The following is a 17,483-nucleotide window of genomic DNA, read 5'->3' on the forward strand; positions in this document are numbered from 1 at the left end:
ATTACGTCCGATTGGTCGTACAATATGACCAAATGGACGTAATGGAGGAGGCGATTCCTATGAGTGGTGGAATTTTAGATGGTTTTCAAACGATAATTCCAACAGCAGCGGCTGTCTTATCGGAAAGACGACAAATGTTAAGGATGACGCAACAAGAGGTTGCTGATCGAGCCAATATAACTTTACGTCAATATCAAAGGCTGGAATCTGGGGAAAGAAACATTTTGACTTCTTCTTTTGGCTTGGCGTGTCGGGTAATTGAAGCTCTTGATATGGATGTTTCTAAATTCTATCATGGCGACTATCACCTTGAAGAACTGAAAACTATTGAAGGCAAATGATTGGTGGCAGGGTAAAATGCCAATTTAGGGGATGATATGACGCGGAGAAAATGCTGCTATAATTTCGCTCGAAAAGATGAAAGGGAATGCTAGTACAGAAAAAGAAAAAAGAGCCTGCTGAATGAAGCAGACTCCGTGATAAGAAATTACACGGTAGGATTGACGGGAGAAACAGTAAGCGTTAATCCGAGGTGCTGGAAAATATTCAAGAGGGTTCCGAGATTAGGCGTTGTTTTGCAGGACTCGATTCTTGCAACAGAGGATTGCGGCAGACCGCACATGGCGGCAAGTTCGCGTTGGCTTAGGCCAAGCGCATTCCGCTGCTCAACCATGGCAGTGACAATTGCAGCCACTTCCTCTGTTTCTTTGATGTCCTTTGCTGTTTTAGGGTCTACAGTACGAACGTATTCTTTGTAATCATTCCATGTTTTCATAATTTAGCAGTCTCCTTTCTGCGAAGATAGTCGTTGCGCTCTGCTTTTGCTTTCTCAATTTCGCGTTTAGGCGTTTTTTGAGATTTCTTTCGAAACTGATGAAGTAGTTCAATGTAGAGGCTTGCCTGTTTGTGCTGTATCCGTGCATCTTTATTGGTAGGAGCCTTGAGGCGTAAAGCTTCAAGAAAATCCCAGATAGGACACTTTCCATCTTCTGTTTCGTAAAATTCAATCTCATACATTAGAATATTGTCTCCAAAGTGGCAATGTGATTTTCTATTTATATGATAGCACAAATGCTATCACGCATCAAGAAGGAGAGAAAAGCTCAAATCGAAAAAATAACAAGAGAAGTCTTTCCGAGTTTGAAACCGTATCGGTTTCGGCTTGGAAAGGCTTATTTTTTGCAAAAATTTTTGTTCCTTACTTGACAACCGCATAGGGTCAACCAAGAAATACCACGATAACTAAAGGGTTTTGACGGCTTGAGTTGTCCTTCAAATGTTTTATTTGTTGAAAAACTGCAAGAAGCGGGAAATCCTGAGGGCTATATGTAGGTGGCTTTTGGAAGCTCTGTTTTGACCCACAAAAAGGAGCAACAAATAAAGATTGAAGGAGAGTTCAAGCCTACGGTGGATTGCCTTTGTGCGACCCGCCGTAGGCTTATTGCTGTTTTATAAAGAGAAAAGTGAGGAGAAAAATATGAAAAAATACAAAATTGCAGTGGCTGGAACTGGATGCAGAAGTAGAAGGTGTTGTAAACCCGGATACAGAATCTTATTATCATTATTTTTTGAGTGGTGAGATATATAGAGACTGCTGCTACCAATGCCCTTACGCACAAAGACAGCGTGTGGGCGACATTACCATTGGAGATTATTGGGGCGTTCAGAAATATGATCCGCAGCTTCTGGTGGAACAGGGAGGAACGATCAATAGCAAAGAAGGCGTTTCCTGCCTGCTGATAAACACGGAACGCGGACAACACCTTGTCGAGAAATACGGTGCGAAGATAGAAAGCTATCCGGTTGAATTTTCTAACATTGCTTAGGAGAATACGCAGCTGAACCGGCCAACGAAGCATACCAGACTGAGAAATAAAATTTTTCAGGAAGTATAAGGCGAGCGGCTATGCTGGTGTGGAAGCAATTTTTGAGCGGGATCAGCGGAACCAGAAGTTCATATGGGGAATGTATGACCGCATTTGCGGAATGTTCTGCCGGAAAACACGGTAAGGCTGCGGCTTTCGGTCAAAATACACACATTTCCGTGCATCAGCGGCAAATGTTTGTTAAACTATTATCTATCTTGCAACCTTGCAATGTGCACGGTTTTTGTTTATAATAGTAGAGTAACGGGGCAAGATCCCCCGAATGCGAGCGAAACTCTAGTTCAGAAATTAAAACTTGAGAGGAGTTTATTACCATGGGTTTAGGTAAGAAGACGATCGACGATCAGAACTACTGCGGCAAGAAGGTGCTTGTCCGTTGCGATTTCAACGTCCCGATGAAGGACGGTGTCATCACCAACGAGAACCGCATCAACGCAGCTCTGCCCACCATCCAGAAGCTGGTCAACGATGGCGCAAAAGTCATCCTGTGCAGCCATCTGGGCAAGCCCAAGAACGGCCCCGAGGCAAAGTTCAGCCTGGCACCCGTTGCTGTGGCTCTGAGCGCAAAGCTGGGCAAGACCGTTGTGTTTGCTGACGACGACAATGTTGTGGGCGAGAACGCAAAGGCTGCTGTTGCTGCCATGAACAACGGCGATGTCGTTCTGCTGCAGAACACCCGCTTCCGCAAGGAAGAGACCAAGAACATGCCTGCGTTCAGCGAAGAGCTGGCTTCTCTGGCTGATGCATATGTTGACGATGCATTCGGCAGCTGCCACCGTGCACACTGCTCCACTGCAGGTGTCACCGACTTCATCAAGGATACCGCTGTCGGCTACCTGATGGAGAAGGAGATCAAGTATCTGGGCAACGCTGTGAACGATCCCGTTCGTCCTTTCACCGCTATTCTGGGCGGCGCAAAGGTCGCAGACAAGCTGAATGTTATCTCCAACCTGCTGGAGAAGGTCGATACTCTGATCATCGGCGGCGGCATGGCTTACACCTTCGTCAAGGCTCAGGGCTACGAGGTCGGCAAGAGCCTGTGCGACGATTCCAAGCTGGATTACTGCAAGGAGATGATGGCCAAGGCTCAGGAGAAGGGCGTGAAGCTGCTGCTGCCCGTTGATGCTGTCTGCATCAAGGACTTCCCCGATCCCATCGACGCTCCTGTTGAGACCACGGTTGTTCCTGTCACCGCGATCCCGGCTGACATGGAAGGCTGCGACATCGGCCCCGAGAGCATGAAGCTGTTTGCCGATGCTGTCAAGGCATCCAAGACCGTTGTGTGGAACGGCCCCATGGGCGTGTTTGAGAACCCCACTCTGGCAGCTGGCACTCTGGCAGTTGCCAAGGCTATGGCTGAGAGCGATGCTACCACCGTGATCGGCGGCGGCGACAGCGCAGCAGCTGTGCAGCAGATGGGGCTGGGCGACAAGATGACCCACATCTCCACCGGCGGCGGCGCTTCTCTGGAGTATCTGGAGGGCAAGGAGCTGCCCGGCATCGCAGTCATTCAGAACGCATAATCTGATCCCGGCATCATAATGGGTGCGGCGGCTTTAGCGCCGCCGCATCTTTTTGTTTGTGCAGAGCTTTCTGCACGATAGAAGGTAAATAAAGGAGATAGAGTATCATGGATAAGGCAAAGCGTAAGGCTATCATTGCAGGCAACTGGAAGATGAACAAGACTGCCTCCGAGGCTGCTGTTCTGGTGGACGAGCTGGTTCCCGCTGTTCAGGACGCAGGCTGCGAGGTGGTCATCTGCACCCCGTATACCGATCTGGTCACCGCTGTGGAAAAGACCAAGGGCACCAACATCCATGTGGGTGCTGAGAATGTTCACTTCGAGAAGTCCGGCGCTTTCACCGGCGAGATCAGCGCTGACATGCTGGTAGATCTGGGCGTGGAGTACGTCATTGTGGGCCACTCTGAGCGCCGCCAGTACTTCGCCGAGACTGACCAGACCGTGAACAAGCGCGCTCTGGCTGCTCTGAACGCCGGTCTGAAGGTCATCATCTGCGTGGGCGAGAGCCTGCAGCAGCGCGAAGAGGGCGTGACCGAAGAGCTGGTGCGTATGCAGACCAAGATCGCTCTGCGTGATGTGACCGCTGAGCAGATGGCAAATGTCGTGATCGCTTACGAGCCCATTTGGGCCATCGGCACCGGCAAGACCGCTACTGCCGATCAGGCTGAGGAAGTCTGCGGCCAGATCCGCAAGGTGATCGGCGAGGTGTACGGCGAGGCAGTTGCCGAGGCTACCACTGTCCAGTACGGCGGCAGCATGAATGCCAAGAACTGCGAGGAACTGCTGAGCAAAAAGGATGTGGACGGCGGCCTGATCGGCGGCGCATCCCTGAAGGCTCCCGACTTTGCAGTGATCGTCAATGCAGCCACCAAGGGCTGATCGACGGTTTAAATCAGCTGTTTCAGCGCCCGGCTGCGCCGCATTTCCAGCGCTGTGCCGGGCGCTGATTTGTTAAATTCAAAGGAGATTCAATTTTATGGCAAAGAAACCTGTTCTTCTGTGCATCATGGATGGCTTCGGCTGGGTGCCGGAGGAGACCTTCGGCAACGCCGTGGTCGCCGCAAAGAAACCCCACCTCGATGCTCTGATGGCAAAATATCCCATGACCACCATCGACGCTTCCGGTATGGCCGTCGGTCTGCCCGAGGGCCAGATGGGCAACTCTGAGGTTGGCCACACCAACATGGGCGCTGGCCGAATCGTGTACCAGCAGCTCACCCTCATTACCAAGTCCATCAAGGACGGCGAGATGCTCCAGAACCCGGTTCTGGTCAAGAACATGAAGACTGCCATCGATGCCGGCAAGGCCATCCATCTGATGGGTCTGGTGGGCACCGGCGGTGTGCACAGCCACGCAGACCACTGGTTCGGCGTGCTGGAAATGGCAAAACATCTGGGTGCAAAGAACGTTTACCTGCACTGCATCACCGATGGCCGTGATACCGACCCGCACTCCGGCAAGGGCTTCCTGGCCGACCTGCAGGCCAAGCTGGACGAGCTGGGCATCGGCAAGATCGCCAGCGTCTCCGGCCGTTACTACGCCATGGATCGCGATAACAACTGGGATCGTGAAGAGAAGGCATATGCTGCCTTTGTCTACGGCGAGGGCAATCATGCCGCCAACGCTGCCGAGGCCATCGAGGCATCCTATGCAGCAGACAAGACCGACGAGTTCGTTCTGCCCTGCGTCACCTGTGAGGGTGGCCGCGTGCAGGACGGCGACACTGTGATCTTCATGAACTTCCGTCCCGATCGTGCCCGCCAGATGACTCGTATCTTCTGCGACGATGCGTTCACCGGCTTTGAGCGCCGCGGCGGCCGCAAGCAGGTGAACTATGTCTGCATGGCCGAATACGATGCCACCATGCCCAACTGCGAGGTCGCCTATCCGCCTGTGGAGCTGAAGAACGTTCTGGGCCAGTACCTGTCCGAGAATGGCAAGACTCAGCTGCGCATTGCCGAGACCGAGAAGTACGCTCATGTCACCTTCTTCTTCAACGGCGGCGTGGAGGCTCCCTACGAGGGCGAGGACCGCTGCGTGATCCCCAGCCCGAAGGTCGCCACCTATGACCTGAAGCCCGAGATGAGCGCCCCCGAGGTTGCTGCCGAGTGCGTCAAGCGCATCGAGAGCGGCAAGTACGATGTGGTGATCCTGAACTTCGCAAACTGTGATATGGTCGGCCACACCGGCGTGTTCGATGCTGCGGTCAAGGCCGTTGAGGCCGTGGATACCGCTGTGGATCAGGTGGTGTCCGCTGTGCTGAAGGCCGGCGGCTGCGCCTTCATCACTGCCGACCACGGCAACGCTGAGAAGATGATGAACCCGGACGGCACCCCCTTCACCGCACACACCACCAACGTGGTGCCCTTTGTGGCTGTTGGCTGCGGCGATGTGAAGCTGCGTGAGGGCGGCTGCCTTGCCGATATCGCTCCCACCATGCTGCCGTATATCGGTCTGCCCGTGCCTGCTGAAATGACCGGCAAGAGCATCATTGTGGAGTAATTGACCGTTAAAATGGCCGACGCGTTCGCTTTGGCTATGAATAGCGGAATTGTTATTCTTATATTTACAGCTCTGGAAAATCTGCGGATTTTCCAGAGCTGTTTTTTCACGCGAAAAGCCGATAAGATAAACTGCGTTTTTGGGTTTCGACCCCATTCTAAATCAAAAACTTTTCTTTTCTCCCCATCCGTGCTACAATAAAAATGAATTTTTGATTGTAGGAGAAGCGGATGGAAACAACGCATAAACAAATCGTTCTGGGCATCCTTGCCCATGTGGACTCCGGCAAGACCACCCTTTCGGAAGCCATGCTCTACCGCTCCGGCGCGATCCGCAAGCTGGGCCGTGTGGATCACAAGGATGCCTTTCTGGATACCGACACGCTTGAAAAAGCGCGCGGCATCACCATCTTTTCCAAGCAGGCCCTGTTGACGGCGGGCAATACGGATATCACATTGCTGGACACCCCCGGACATGTGGATTTTTCCACCGAGACAGAGCGCACCTTGCAGGTGCTGGACTATGCTGTGCTGGTGGTAAGCGGCACCGACGGCGTGCAGAGCCACACCGAGACGCTTTGGCGGCTGCTGCGGCGCTACCATGTGCCCACCTTTGTGTTCGTGAACAAGATGGATCTGCCCGGCAAGAGCAGGGAAGAGCTGCTCGCCCAGCTGAACCACCGTCTGGGCGAGGGCTTTGTGGCCTTTGATGTGCCGCAGGCCGACCGGGACGAAGCACTGGCCCTATGTGACGAAAACCTGATGGATCGGATGCTGGATGCCGGGCAGTTGACCGATGCGGACCTCATCCCGGCCGTTGCACGCCGGCATGTGTTCCCGTGCTGGTTCGGTTCGGCGCTGCGGCGTACCGAAAACGATGCACTGGAAAGCGTGGATGCTCTGCTGGACGGCATCGACCGCTATACCCGTCCGGCTCCCGCGCTGGATGCCTTTGGTGCCAAGGTGTTTAAGGTGTCGCAGGATGAGCAGGGCACGCGCCTGACATGGCTGCGCGTGACTGGCGGCGAACTGAAGGTAAAGGCCCAGCTCTCCGGCGAAGCAGATGGTGAGCCGTGGGAGGAAAAGGCAAACCAGCTGCGGCTGTACTCCGGCGTAAAGTATACGCTGGCGGAAGCCATCGGCCCGGGGCAGGTGTGCGCCGTCACCGGCCTGACCAAGGCGCGCCCGGGCGAGGGCCTTGGCGCGGAACGCGACAGCGATGTGCCGGTTCTGGAACCGGTGCTGAGCTATCAGGTGCTGCTGCCGGAGGGGGCTGATGTGCACGCGGCACTGGGCAAGCTGCACCGGCTGGAAGAAGAGGAGCCGCAGCTCCATATGGTATGGAACGAGACTTTGGGCGAGATCCATGTGCAGCTCATGGGCGAGGTGCAGCTGGAAGTGCTGCGCAGTTTGCTGGCAGAGCGTTTTGGCCTGAACGTGGAGTTCGGCCCCGGCGGCATTCTGTACAAGGAGACCATCACGGAGCCTATGGAGGGCGTGGGCCACTACGAGCCGCTGCGCCACTATGCGGAGGTGCATGTCAAGCTGGAGCCCCTGCCCCGCGGCAGCGGGATGCAGTTTGCCGCCGACTGCCGGGAAGAAGTGCTGGACAAGAACTGGCAGCGCCTTGTGCTGACCCATCTGGAAGAAAAGCAGCACCTTGGCGTGCTGACCGGTGCACCGCTGACGGACGTGAAGATCACCCTCATTGCGGGCCGCGCCCATCTTAAACACACGGAGGGCGGAGATTTCCGGCAGGCCACCTATCGCGCGGTGCGGCAGGGCCTGATGCTGGCCAAAAGCCAGCTGCTGGAGCCATGGTATGCCTTTCGGCTGGAAGTGCCGGTGGAAAACCTTGGCCGTGCCATGACCGATATCCAGCGCATGGAGGGCAGCTTTGACCCGCCAGAGAGCGGGGAAGAGGCTGCTGTGCTCACCGGTTTTGCACCGGTGGCCACCATGCGCAGCTACCCCATGGAGGTGGTGGGCTATACCCGGGGCCGGGGACACCTGACCCTGACGCTGGACGGCTACCGGCCCTGCCACAATGCGGCGGAGATCATTGAAGCTGTGGGCTACGAGCCGGAGCACGACCTTGACAACCCGGCAGATTCGGTGTTCTGCGCCCATGGCGCGGGCTTTGTGGTGCCTTGGGATCAGGTGCGCAGCCACATGCATGTGGACAGCGGCTGGGGCAAAAGCAAAAGCCCGGAGCAGGAGACGCAGGCCGTGCCCCAGCGCCGGACAGCGGCTTACCGCGCGACACTGGAAGAGGATGCCGAGCTTCTCAAAATCTTCGAGCGCACCTATGGCCCCATCAAACGGGACCCGCTGGCGGCATTCCGCCCGGTGCAAAAGCGGGAACGCCCGGATTTTGATGCCCAGCAGTGGGAAATCCTGCCCGAATATCTGCTGGTGGACGGCTACAATATCATCTTTGCATGGGATGAGCTGAACGCCCTTGCAAAGGACAGTCTGGAAGCGGCCCGCCACAAGCTGATGGATATTCTGTGCAACTATCAGGGCTACCAGAAGTGCAATCTTATTCTTGTATTCGATGCCTATCGTGTGCCGGGCAGCCCCGGCAGCATTGAGCAGTACCACAATATCCATGTGGTCTACACCAAGGAAGCCGAAACCGCCGATATGTTCATCGAGCACGTTACTCATGAGATCGGCAAGGGGCGGCGGGTGCGTGTGGCTACTTCCGACGGCATGGAGCAGATCATCATTCTGGGCCACGGCGCGCTGCGTGTCTCCGCCCGCATGTTCCATGAGGAAGTGCAAAATGTGGAAAAGCAGATCCGCAAACTGGTGCAGGGGGAAGCATAAAATGTCAACCGAGATCACATCCGAGTTTGTCTGGCACAGCATCCCGCCGCGCCCGCGCGACAGCCACAAGGGCAGCTTTGGCACCGTGTTGGCTGTGGCAGGCAGCGCATATTACCGAGGTGCGGCCCTGCTGGCTGCCGAGGGTGCGCTGCGCACCGGTGCGGGCATTGTGACGCTGGCCAGCGTGGAGCCGGTATTGGCAGCTGCGGTGGCCCGCCTGCCGGAATGCTGTCTGTGTCCCTGCGTGGCGGGGGCCGAAGGCGGCATCTCACCGGAGAGCATTCCACAGCTCCAGCGCCAGAAGGCGACGGTGCTGCTGCTGGGCCCGGGCCTTGGCGGTACAGCCCAGAGTGCAGCCCGCGCGGCCGAAACACGCACGCTGGTGCAGAAGCTGCTGCCCGGCTTTGCAGGCAGCGCGGTGCTGGATGCGGACGGCCTGAACGCCGCCGCGCAGCTGCTGGCCGAGGGCAAAACGCTGCCACACCCGGCGGGAGAGCTGATCGTGACCCCGCACCCCGGCGAGATGGCCCGGCTCACCGGGCTTTCGGCGGCTGAGATCAACGCCGACCGGGAAGAAATCGCCCGGCAGTATGCGAAAAAATGGAACGCTGTGGTGGTACTCAAGGGCTGCCGTACCGTGGTGGCTGCACCAGATGGCCGCGTGTGCACAAACCCTACCGGAAACCCAGGCCTTGCCCGGGGCGGCAGCGGAGATGTACTGGCCGGTATGACGGCGGCCCTGCTGGCCTGCGGCCTGCCTGCATACGAGGCTGCGGCCTGCGCGGTGTATCTGCACGGTGCCGCTGCCGACCGTGCCGCTGCTGCGCTTGGCGAGTACGGAATGCTGCCGCATGATATCCTGTCCCAGCTGGGCCGGATATTTGCGGAAAACCACAGATAAAAAGAAAAGGGGTATCTCTCTGTCTGCCGGAGAGACACCCCTTTTAACATTACATCACATCGCCAGCACTTCGGCCCACTTTTCCTCGGCTACCGGGATGCCAAGCTCCATGTTCTCCTTGCGGCTGCGGTGCTCGCCCATGCCGGGGCAGCGCACCTCACGGCCCGGCTCTGCAGGTTCACTGGATGCCACATCGGCGGCAATGGCATCAATGACGGCATCGGTGAGGTCGGCGGACTGGAACTTTGCCGGATCAATGGCAATCATGATCTGGGTCAGGCCCACTTCATCGCCAAAGGTGCCGATCTTTGCCACCGAGTTTGCGCCCGTCAGGATAGTACCGATCATATCCAGCAGGATGGAAAGGCCGCTGCCCTTCCAGTAGCCAATGGGGATCATGCGGCGGGTCTCTTCAATGGCAGCGGGGTCGGTGGTTAGTCTGCCGTCTGCATCGTAGCCGCCCGCCACAGGCAGCTGCTTGCCGGCCAGACGCATCGTTTCCAGCTTGCCGTAGCTGAACTGGCTCAGGGCGCAATCCACCATGATGTGTTCCCCGTTCGAGCGCGGCACGGCCAGAATGAGCGGGTTGTTGCCGATGTGGTTGTCCTTTGCGCCCCATGCAGGCATGTTGGGGCAGGTGTTGGACCAGCAGATGCCGATGCAGCCCGCGTCTGCGGCCTGCCAGCCGTAGGTGCCGCCGCGCATCCAGTGGTTGTTGTTGCCCAGCGCCACCATGCCAATGCCGAACTGATGAGCCAGCTCTACGGCACGGTCCATGGCGTGCTTGGCGTTCAGCGGGCCAAAGCCGCGCTTGCCGTCCCAGCGCTCCATGGCACCAAAGCTGGCAATGCACTCGGCCTCAGAGGTGGGGTCGATCTCGCCCTTGCGCAGGTATTCCACCACGCGGGGGAAGCGGTTCAGCCCGTGGCTGAACACGCCGGCCAGACTGTTCTGGGCAAAGATCTCGGCCGCTTCGTGGGCACGCTCTGGACTGAAACCGTATTTGATCAGGACCCGCTCAAATTCGGCCAGCATAGTCTCGTAAGCAATGCGCATGGATGGTACCTCCTGTATGTAAAAAGTGATAAACAGATCGTTACACTTATTATAACAAGCGGCGGCGCGGTGCGCAAGATGTGCGGTCGGCATCAGGGCAGGGCGGTGAAAGGAGTACACGAGCACACACCGACAGCTATGTGAAAAAACAAATGAATATACGAACTTCATAATTTTTTAAGATTTATTTTGTGAAAAAGTCATATTGAAAAACGAAAAGATGATTGATATACTAATACCACAATATCCAGTTGGACATGTTACTGGTAATGCAGGCAGGATCTGATGGAATGACGAATACCTTTTCTTTTGGGTGAATTGTAGCCAGATACTATGATTCCGGGAGAAATTGTACACGGGGTCATTCTGTTGGGTCTTTTTTCTTTTGTCCGCTTCGGCCGGGCGGCAGGGAAATGCCACCACACACAAGATAAAGGAGAACAAAATGAAGAACTACAAGCAGACTGCCTCCGACGTGCTGCGTCTGGTTGGCGGCGAGAAGAACGTTGTGCAGGTCGAGCACTGCTCCACCCGCCTGCGCTTCACTCTGGCAGACACCTCCAAGGTGGATGCTGCAGCCCTGAAAAAGACTGCCGGTGTTATGGGCGTTATTTCCAGCGGCCCGCAGTGTCAGGTGGTCATCGGCAACGATGTCATCGAAGTGTACGATGAGCTGCTCAAGCTGGGCACCTTCAACGCAGGTCAGGCTGCAGCTCCCGCTGCCCCCAAGGGCAAAAAAGAGATCGGCGGCATTATTCTGGACTACATGGTCGGCATCTTCCAGCCGCTGGTCCCCGCCATTGCAGGTGCAGGCGTTCTGAAGGCTCTGATGGTGCTGCTGAGCACTCTGGGCCTGATGAGCAGCGGAGATATCGCCTATAAGGTGTTTGTCGGCGTGGCAGATGCAGCTCTGTACTACCTGCCCGTCATGGTCGCCTTCACCACTGCAACCAAGTTCAACTGCAACAAGCTGGTGTCTGTGGCTCTGGCTGCTGCCATGGTCCACCCCAGCGTTTCCGCTCTGCTGGCGACCGAGGGCGGTGCTTACTTCCTCGGCATCAAGCTGCAGAACATCGCTTACGGCGGACAGGTATTCCCGGCTATCCTGACCGTCATTTTCATGTCCTTTATTGAGAAGTGGGCCAACAAGTGGTGCCCCAAGGCCATCCGCGTGTTCTTTGTGCCCATGCTGTGCTTCGGCATCGGCTTCCCTGTGGCACTGGTCGTCCTCGGACCTCTGGGCTACAACATCGGTGCTCTGCTGACCACCGTGATCCTGGCTCTGTACAACACGCTGGGCTGGCTGGCCGTTGCTCTGCTGGCTGCTGTGCTGCCGTTCATGATCTCCATGGGCATGCACAAGGCTCTGGTCCCCTATGCAGTTGCTTCTATTTCCGACCCCGGTTTTGAAATGCTGTACATGCCTGCTTCTCTGGCACACAACATCTCTGAGGGCGGTGCCTGCCTCGGCGTTGCACTGAAGACCAAGGACGAGAACCTGCGCGCTACCGCAATCTCCGCTGGCATCTCCGGCCTGTTCGGCATCACCGAGCCTGCTCTGTACGGTGTTACCCTGCAGCACAAGAAGGTGATGATGTCTGTTGTGGCCTCCAGCTTCATCGGTGGTCTGTTCGTTGGCCTGATGAAGGTCAAGGCATTCGTTGCCATGGGCCCCGGTCTGGCTGGCATGGCCATGTTCGTTGACCCGGATAACGGCAAGAACATCCTGTGGGCTGCAGTTGGTCTGGTGATCTCCGTTGTTGTTTCCTTCGCACTGTCCTTCTTCCTGTATAAGGACGAGACTCCCGCAGAGGATGAGACCGCTGCACCCGCTCCCGAGACTGCTGCAGACGCAGCAGTTGCGGATTCCACCATCAGCAGCCCCCTGCAGGGCAAGGCCATTGCTCTGGAAGAGGTCAAGGATGAAGTTTTCTCCCAGAAGATCCTGGGCGACGGCATTGCCGTGGTGCCCGAGAAGGGCGAGCTGTATGCCCCTGCAGACGGCGTGATCGAGTCCGTGTTCGGCACCAAGCACGCTGTTTCCATGAAGACCGCTGCCGGTGCTGAACTGCTCATGCACATCGGCATGGACACCGTCAAGCGCGATGGCAAGGGCTTTGACCCGCAGGTCAAGGACGGCGAGACTGTCAAGAAGGGCCAGCTGCTGATGAAGTTTGACCTTGACGGAATCAAAGCAGACGGTTATGATGTAACTACCCCCATCGTCGTGACCAACGCCGATGAGTTCACCATCAAGACTGTGGCCGAGGGCGCTGTGGTGCCCGGTGCCGCACTGCTGAAACTGGAGGCAAATAAATGAGTTTCCCCAAAGGCTTTTTCTGGGGCGGCGCTGTTGCCGCGAACCAGGTAGAGGGCGCATGGAACGTGGATGGCAAAGGCCCCAGCGTGGCCGATGTTGCCACCTACAAGCCCAACACCGACGTGAAGGATTACAAGTCCCATGTTGCCATGGACGACGCACACATTGCTGCCGCCATGGCCGACCCGGATGATACCTATTATCCCAAGCGCCGCGGCATCGATTTCTACCATCATTACAAAGAAGACCTGAAGCTGTTTGCCGAGATGGGCTTTACCATGCTGCGCGTTTCCATTGCATGGACCCGCATCTTCCCCACCGGCGAGGAAGCAGAGCCGAACGAAAAGGGCCTGCAGTTCTACAGCGACCTGTTCGCTGAGATGCACAAGAACGGCATCGAGCCGCTGGTCACGCTGAGCCACTACGAAATGCCGCTGGCACTGGCCACCAAGTACAATGGCTGGGTGGATCGCCGCGTGATCGACTGCTTTGCAAAGTTCTGCCATGCGTGCTTTGAGCGCTACAAGGATCAGGTCAAGTACTGGCTCACCTTCAATGAGGTGGACAGCGTGATCCGTCACCCCTTCACCACCGCCGGCATCATCCCCAGCCGCGTGCCCGAGGATAAGATGCTGGAGACCTGCTATCAGGCCCTGCACCACCAGCTGGTGGCCAGCGCTATGGTAGTAAAGGACTGCCACGAGATCATCCCCGGCAGCAAGGTGGGCTGCATGCTGACCAAGCTCACCACCTATGCCCGCACCTGCGCACCCGATGATGAGCTGGCTACTCAGGCAAAGAATCTGGAAAACCTGTTCTATGCCGATGTGCATGTCTGGGGCGAGTACCCCCGCCTGATCCTCAAGATGTTCGAGCGCAAGGGCATCCACGTGGAAATGCTGCCCGAGGATGCCGCCACCCTGAAGGCAGGCTGTGTGGACTTTGTTTCCTGCAGCTACTATATGACCATGACCGAGTCTGTGGACCCGAACGCAGAGCGTACCCCTGGCAACACCGTGCTGGGTGTCAAGAACCCGTATCTGCCCTCCACCGACTGGGGCTGGCAGATCGACCCCAAGGGCCTGCGCTACAGCCTGATCGAGCTGTACGACCGTTACCGCAAGCCGCTGATGGTGGTGGAGAACGGCATGGGTGCCAAGGACGTGGTGGAGGCCGACGGCTCCATCCACGACCCCTACCGTGTAGAGTACTTCCGCCAGCACATCAGCGAAATGGGCAAGGCCATCGATGAGGGTGTTGAGATGTGGGGCTACACCACATGGGCACCCATCGACCTGATCTCTGCATCCACCAACCAGATGTCCAAACGCTATGGCTTTATCTATGTGGATCAGGATGATCTGGGCAACGGTACTCTGGCCCGCAGCCGTAAGGACAGCTTCTACTGGTACAAGAAGGTCATTGCTTCCAACGGCGAAGATCTGGACTAAGCGGCAGTCTTAAGGTTTCAACGGAAGGAGGAGGGACCGATGCACATTCAGAAGGTGCTGAACAGCAGTGTTGTGCTGGTGCAGGATGACAGCGGCGAGGAATCCATCCTGCTGGGCAAGGGCATCGGCTATGGCCGCAAGGCGGGCGAGCCCATTGAACGGCAGCCCTCAGACCGCGTGTTCCTTCCATTGTCCAACCCGGACGCACAGCCTATGCTGGAGCTGTTTTCCAGCATTCCGGCATCCTATCTGGAACTGACGCAGGACATTGTGGACGACGCAGAGCAGTCGCTGGGAGTCAAGCTTTCGGCGCACATCTATCTGCTGCTGACCGACCACCTGCATTTTGCAGTGGAGCGCCAGCAAAAAGGTCTTGTGGTGACCAACCGTATCTTCTGGGAAATCAAGCATTTTTATCCCAAGGAGTACGCGGTGGGCCAGCGCGGCCTGCAGAAGGTAAAGGCAAAGCTTGGCATCGAGCTGCCGGACGAAGAGGCAGGCAACATCGCCTTCCATATCGTCAACGCCCGGCAGGACCCGCAGGCCGGCTACGATGCCATGCGGGCAGCGCAGCTGATCGGTGAGCTGTCCAACATTGTCACCTACAGTATGCACTGCCCGGTGAGCACCGAGAGCATCCACTATGCGCGGTTCGTGAGCCACCTGCAGTATTTTGCCGAGCGGTTCTTCTCCGGCAAACTGATGGACAGCGAGGACGACTTTTTGTTCCAGCAGATGCAGCAGAATTATCCGGCAGCGGTGACCTGCGCGGAAAAAATACGCACCTTTGTGCTGCGCAAGTACGGCGTGTTTTTGCCCAACGAGGAAACCGCTTATCTGGCGCTGCATGTGGCGCGGCTGACGAGCGGCAAATAAAATCAGAAAAAGGGGAGAGCTGCCTTGCGGAAGGCGGCTCTCCTTTTGGACTTTTACAACACAAGACGGAAAAGAGGAAGAACAATGCAGATCAGCATTCTTTTGGCCCAGCAAATCGCACAGCTGTTCCTGATCCTGATCATGGGCTATGCTGTGGTCAAAGCAGGGCTGCTGAAGGCCAGCGACAGCCGGGTGCTCTCGGTGGTCATGGTGTATCTGGTCACGCCCTGCGTGATCATCAACGCATTCCAGATCGACGATACGCCGGAGATCCGCAAGGGACTTTTGTACTCCATGGCGATTGCGGCGGCTATCCATGTAGTGCTGCTGGTGCTCAGCGCCCTGTTGAGCCGCCCGCTCAAGCTGGATGCCGTGGAGCAGGTGAATGTGATCTACAGCAACGCCGCTGCACTGGTGATCCCGTTGGTCAAGGCTTTGATGGGCGATGCGTATGTCATTTACTCCTGCGCATTCATCATTGTGCAGCTGGTGCTGCTGTGGACCCACGCCAGTTCCCTTTTGCAGGGCAGCAGTGCGCTGGACTGGAAAAAGGTGCTCACCAATATCAATATGATCGCCATTGCAGCCGGTGCACTGCTGTACTGGTTCCGTGTGGTGCTGCCTGCACCGCTGCAGAATACCATGAGCACAGTGGGCAACATGATGGGACCGATGGGCATGCTGCTGGCCGGTATGGCCATTGCAGAAAAGCCGCTGCGGGAGGTGTTCTGCACCCGCCGCAACTATCTGCCCACAGTGCTGCGTCTGGTGGTATGCCCGCTGGTGGTTCTGGTGCTGCTGTGGGTCTGCCATGCATCCAGCTGGGTGGCCGACGGCAAGAACATCCTGATGACGGTCTACCTTGCCGCCATCACTCCTGCCTGTGCTACTGTTACCTCCATGGCTCAGCTCTATGACCGCGATGCGGCGCATTCCAGCGCGCTGTATGTGCTGACCACTCTGCTTTCCATTGTGTCTATGCCGGTAATGATCGGCCTGTTCGATCTGCTGCTGTGATGAGCTGCGCTTATTCCCTCTACCAAAATACAATAGAAAGGAACCAACCTTAATGAATCAACCCAGAGACAAGGGCCTGAACGGCAACGAAAAGATCGAGCAGGCGGTAGCCGCCCTGCAGCAGAAGCCCACACAGGAACAGCTGGCCCACACCCTTACCGTGATCCGGCGGCGCATAAAGGAGCATGGCCAGCTTGTCGTGGCGGTGGAGCCCAATTTGGGCAGTGAACAGATGCAGCTGCGGGCCATCCGGACGGCCGATGGCGCAAGCTGGTGGTATGCATTCACCAGCTTTGACGAGGAAATGAAGGGAGCCGAGCCGGTGCAGTCCACCTTTCTTGTGGATATGGACAAGCTGTTTGATGCAGCGCTTACGGTAAAGGAGATCAGCGGGGTCATCCTGAACCCGTGGAACCGCACCATCCAGCTGGATAAGACCCTCATCCGCATTATCAAGGGCGCATGAGCACCGCAAACATGCGATACATGGAGGAAACAAAAATGTTCAGACCCATGAGAAGAGCCAGCCGCGCCATCCCGGAAGAAGCTGCAAAGCACCTGCTACAGCAGTCCCGGCGGGGCGTGCTGGCAGTGAACGGTGACGACGGCTATCCCTTTGCGATCCCGGTGAATTATTACTACGATCAGGAGCACGACAAAATCTACTTCCACGGGGCAAAGTCCGGCCAGAAGGCGGACGCGCTGAAACAGAACGATAAGGTATGCTTTACCGTTTACGGCAACGAACACTTTGAGCCGGGCGACTGGGCGCCTTATGTGCAGAGCACTGTGGTGTTTGGCCGCTGCCATCTGATCGACGATGCCGCTGCTACCGAGGCCCGCGTGCGGGAGCTTGGCATGAAGTATTACCCCGGCAAGGAAGAGGTGGAAAAGGAAATTGCGCTGTACATCAAGGCCGTGCAGCTTTACGAGATCACCATTGAGCACCTCACCGGCAAGCAGATCCAGGAAAAGTAAAACAGGGGACTGTTGCAAAATAAAAATGTGGTAGCAACTTGCACAAAGAAATAGCACAAAATCAAAAACCCGGAGCCTTTTTTAAGCCGTTTTGGCTGTGAAAAGGTTCCGGGTTTTGTGCATTGTTTTTTCAGAGAGCTAT

At 56.5% G+C, this 17,483-nt stretch carries 16 protein-coding genes; 13 read left to right on the forward strand and 3 right to left on the reverse strand.

Annotated elements, in window-relative coordinates; all coding sequences use genetic code 11:
• The first annotated feature begins 59 nt into the window (after positions 1-59).
• Complete coding sequence (locus DW937_RS11825; protein WP_165852931.1) at positions 60-341, forward strand: helix-turn-helix transcriptional regulator; 282 nt, start codon at positions 60-62, stop codon at positions 339-341.
• A gap of 146 nt (positions 342-487) precedes the next feature.
• On the opposite strand, the gene DW937_RS11830 is transcribed toward DW937_RS11825, so the two are convergent.
• Positions 488-775 carry a helix-turn-helix transcriptional regulator gene (locus DW937_RS11830; RefSeq protein WP_120121040.1) on the reverse strand — a complete coding sequence of 96 codons (288 nt, stop codon included), beginning with the start codon at positions 773-775 and terminating at the stop codon, positions 488-490.
• Positions 772-1,017 carry a type II toxin-antitoxin system RelE/ParE family toxin gene (locus DW937_RS11835; RefSeq protein WP_120121042.1) on the reverse strand — a complete coding sequence of 82 codons (246 nt, stop codon included), beginning with the start codon at positions 1,015-1,017 and terminating at the stop codon, positions 772-774. Before DW937_RS11835 ends, DW937_RS11830 begins: the two co-directional genes overlap by 4 nt.
• Before the next feature lie 476 nt (positions 1,018-1,493).
• On the opposite strand from DW937_RS11835, the gene DW937_RS11840 reads away from it, so the two are divergent.
• From DW937_RS11840 to DW937_RS11865, 6 genes are all read left to right on the forward strand, one after another.
• Positions 1,494-1,826: a Coenzyme F420 hydrogenase/dehydrogenase, beta subunit C-terminal domain gene (locus DW937_RS11840; RefSeq protein WP_120121044.1), complete on the forward strand. Its 333-nt coding sequence runs from the start codon at positions 1,494-1,496 to the stop codon at positions 1,824-1,826.
• Between the two features lie 374 nt (positions 1,827-2,200).
• On the forward strand, positions 2,201-3,409 hold the full coding sequence (locus tag DW937_RS11845) for a phosphoglycerate kinase (protein WP_120121045.1): 1,209 nt from the start codon (positions 2,201-2,203) through the stop codon (positions 3,407-3,409).
• Between the two features lie 107 nt (positions 3,410-3,516).
• Positions 3,517-4,287 (forward strand): triose-phosphate isomerase, encoded by a 771-nt coding sequence (gene tpiA, locus DW937_RS11850; protein WP_005945612.1) that lies wholly within the window; start codon positions 3,517-3,519, stop codon positions 4,285-4,287.
• A gap of 97 nt (positions 4,288-4,384) precedes the next feature.
• Complete coding sequence (gene gpmI / locus DW937_RS11855) at positions 4,385-5,911, forward strand: 2,3-bisphosphoglycerate-independent phosphoglycerate mutase (protein ID WP_097777545.1); 1,527 nt, start codon at positions 4,385-4,387, stop codon at positions 5,909-5,911.
• Between the two features lie 230 nt (positions 5,912-6,141).
• Positions 6,142-8,742: a TetM/TetW/TetO/TetS family tetracycline resistance ribosomal protection protein gene (locus DW937_RS11860; protein ID WP_120121047.1), complete on the forward strand. Its 2,601-nt coding sequence runs from the start codon at positions 6,142-6,144 to the stop codon at positions 8,740-8,742.
• A 1-nt stretch (position 8,743) separates the two neighbouring features.
• Entirely contained in the window at positions 8,744-9,643 is a 900-nt protein-coding gene (locus DW937_RS11865; RefSeq protein ID WP_120121049.1) for an NAD(P)H-hydrate dehydratase, read from the forward strand.
• Positions 9,644-9,697: 54 nt separating this feature from the next.
• Here the strand turns inward: DW937_RS11865 and yiaK are convergent, their stop codons facing one another.
• Complete coding sequence (gene yiaK / locus DW937_RS11870) at positions 9,698-10,699, reverse strand: 3-dehydro-L-gulonate 2-dehydrogenase (RefSeq protein WP_120121051.1); 1,002 nt, start codon at positions 10,697-10,699, stop codon at positions 9,698-9,700.
• A gap of 445 nt (positions 10,700-11,144) precedes the next feature.
• Between yiaK and DW937_RS11875 the strand changes: the two genes are divergently transcribed.
• The 6 genes from DW937_RS11875 to DW937_RS11900 all read left to right on the forward strand — a co-directional run bounded on the left by DW937_RS11875 (position 11,145) and on the right by DW937_RS11900 (position 17,341).
• Positions 11,145-13,019, forward strand: a complete 1,875-nt coding sequence (locus tag DW937_RS11875; protein ID WP_120121053.1) for a beta-glucoside-specific PTS transporter subunit IIABC — start codon at positions 11,145-11,147, stop codon at positions 13,017-13,019.
• The gene (locus DW937_RS11880) at positions 13,016-14,470 is read left to right on the forward strand and encodes a glycoside hydrolase family 1 protein (protein WP_120080156.1); all 1,455 of its coding nucleotides are present in this window, start codon (positions 13,016-13,018) and stop codon (positions 14,468-14,470) included. The genes DW937_RS11875 and DW937_RS11880 overlap by 4 nt, the downstream gene beginning before the upstream one ends.
• 39 nt (positions 14,471-14,509) lie before the next feature.
• Entirely contained in the window at positions 14,510-15,346 is an 837-nt protein-coding gene (locus tag DW937_RS11885; RefSeq protein WP_005945634.1) for a PRD domain-containing protein, read from the forward strand.
• Between the two features lie 84 nt (positions 15,347-15,430).
• Positions 15,431-16,363, forward strand: coding sequence for an AEC family transporter (locus tag DW937_RS11890; RefSeq protein WP_118526151.1), 933 nt, complete (start codon positions 15,431-15,433; stop codon positions 16,361-16,363).
• Positions 16,364-16,415: 52 nt separating this feature from the next.
• Entirely contained in the window at positions 16,416-16,829 is a 414-nt protein-coding gene (locus DW937_RS11895; protein WP_118526149.1) for an SseB family protein, read from the forward strand.
• 35 nt (positions 16,830-16,864) lie between these two features.
• Positions 16,865-17,341, forward strand: coding sequence for a pyridoxamine 5'-phosphate oxidase family protein (locus DW937_RS11900; RefSeq protein ID WP_165852932.1), 477 nt, complete (start codon positions 16,865-16,867; stop codon positions 17,339-17,341).
• Positions 17,342-17,483 lie beyond the last annotated feature (142 nt).

It is taken from the genome of Faecalibacterium sp. AM43-5AT, from assembly GCF_003603345.1.
In the GTDB taxonomy this organism is placed as follows: Bacteria; Bacillota; Clostridia; order Oscillospirales; family Ruminococcaceae; genus Faecalibacterium; species Faecalibacterium taiwanense.